The 2142-nt window shown below is 68.0% G+C and carries 1 protein-coding gene; it reads left to right on the top strand.

Going from position 1 to position 2142, the window contains the following annotated elements:
- Positions 1-2142 (top strand): condensation domain-containing protein (locus ACWDU1_RS31815; protein WP_450004123.1); only part of this gene is annotated, 2142 nt, incomplete at both ends.

The raw sequence follows: 2142 nt of genomic DNA, 5'->3' as shown, positions 1-2142 counted from the left end.
ACGATTTCTTCGCGCTGGGTGGTAACTCGCTGATCGCGACCCAGGTCGCCGCGCGTCTTGGTGCCGGGCTGGACGCGCAGGTCCCGGTCCGGGTCCTGTTCGAGGCCTCCACGGTGACGGCACTGGCCGCCCGGGTCCAGGAGCATTCCGCGGCCGGCGGGCGCGTGGAGCTGGTGCCGCAGGTGCGTCCGGAACAGACTCTGCTGTCCGGTGAGACCGTGGCCGCCGCGCCGCTGTCGCTGGCGCAGCAGCGGATGTGGTTCCTCAACCGCTTCGATCAGCAGTCGAACGCCTACAACATCCCGATGGCCATCCGGCTCTCCGGCGATCTCGATGTGGACGCCCTGTGTGCCGCGGTCGCCGATCTGGTGGCACGGCACGAGGTGCTGCGGACGATCTACCCGGAGACCGACTCCGGTCCGGTCCAGCTGGTGATTCCGGTCGGCCAGAGCGCGCCGCGGCTCGAGGCGCGGCAGGTGGCCGCCGGCGAGATCGCGGCGGCGATAGCGGAGCTGACCGCCGGTGGTTTCGATGTGACCTCCGAGGTGCCGCTGCGGGTGGCACTGCTGGAGATAGCGGATGCGGCCGGCGAATTCGTCCTGGCGATGGTCGTGCACCATATCGCGGCCGACGGTTCCTCGGCGGGACCGCTGACGCGTGATGTGATGACCGCCTACGCCGCCCGCGCCGCGGGCGCGGCACCCGGATGGGCACCGCTGGCGGTCCAGTACGGCGATTACAGCATCTGGCAACGGGAGCTGCTGGGCTCGGAAGACGATCCCGAATCGCTGGCGGCGCAGCAGATCGGATACTGGAAGTCGGCGCTGGCGGGCATACCGGATCAGCTGGACCTACCGGCCGACCGGCCGCGTCCGGCCGTTCAGTCGTTCGCCGGTGGCCGGGCGCGGATCGATATCGACGCCGAACTCCATACCGGGTTGCAGCGGCTGGCGCAGGAGCAGGGCGCGACCCTCTTCATGGTGATGCACGCGGCCTTCGCCGTGCTGCTGGCGCGGCTGTCGGGCAGTGACGACATCACCGTGGGTACACCGGTGGCGGGTCGTGGCGAGCAGGCTCTCGACGATCTGATCGGTATGTTCGTCAACACGCTGGTGTTCCGGACCCAGCTGGATCGTGGTGCGTCGTTCACGGAGACGCTGGCGACCCAACGTCAGGCGGATATCCAAGCCTTCGCCCACGCCGATGTGCCGTTCGAGCGTCTTGTCGAGGCCCTGAACCCGACTCGATCCGCCTCGCGGCATCCGCTGTTCCAGGTGGGCCTCACTTTCCAGAACCTGGCCCAGTCGAGCCTGGAACTGCAGGGATTGACGATCTCCGATGTCGACGTGGACGTGGAGATCTCCCAGTTCGACCTCAACCTGATCCTGAGCGATTCCTACGACGAATCCGGCGAACCCGGCGGCGTGTCCGGGTTCCTGACCTACGCCACGGCGCTGTTCGATGCGGCCACCGTGCGCGGGTTCGCCGACCGGTTCGTGCGCCTGCTCGGTGCGATCGTGGCGGATCCGTCCGGTGCGGTGGGCGATCTGGAGATTCTCGCTCCGGCGGAGCGGGTCCGGGTGCTGGAGCAGTGGAACGAGACCCGGCAGGCACTGCCGGGTGGTTTGCTGCTGGACGGTTTCGAGCGGATGGCGCTCGCGCATCCCGATCGAATCGCGGTCACCTTCGAGGGGACAGGTCTGTCCTACGCCGAGTTCTCCGAACGGGTCAACCGCCTGGCGCGGTTGCTGATCGCGGAGGGCGTCGGTCCGGAGTCTTTGGTCGGGCTGCTGGTATCGCGGTCGATCGACCTGGTGGTCGGTATGTACGCGGTGGTCGCCGCCGGTGGTGCGTATGTGCCGCTGGATCCGGCACATCCGGCCGAGCGGATCGGCTACATCCTGGAGACCGCGGCACCGGTGTGCCTGCTGTCCACCACCGCCGATGCACAGGCCGTCGGCCTGGTTCCGGGTAGCGCGGACCTTCCCGCGGTGCTCGCAGATCTGCCGATCCTGGCGCTGGATACCGTCGATACGAGTGGTTTCGATGCCGCGCCGGTGACGGATGTGGATCGTCTGGGTCCGGTGCGGTCGTCGAATACGGCGTATGTGATTTTCACGTCGGGTTCGACGGGTCGTCCGA

Source organism: Nocardia sp. NPDC003345 (assembly GCF_053589395.1).
This window is presented reverse-complemented; position numbering and strand designations above follow the sequence as displayed.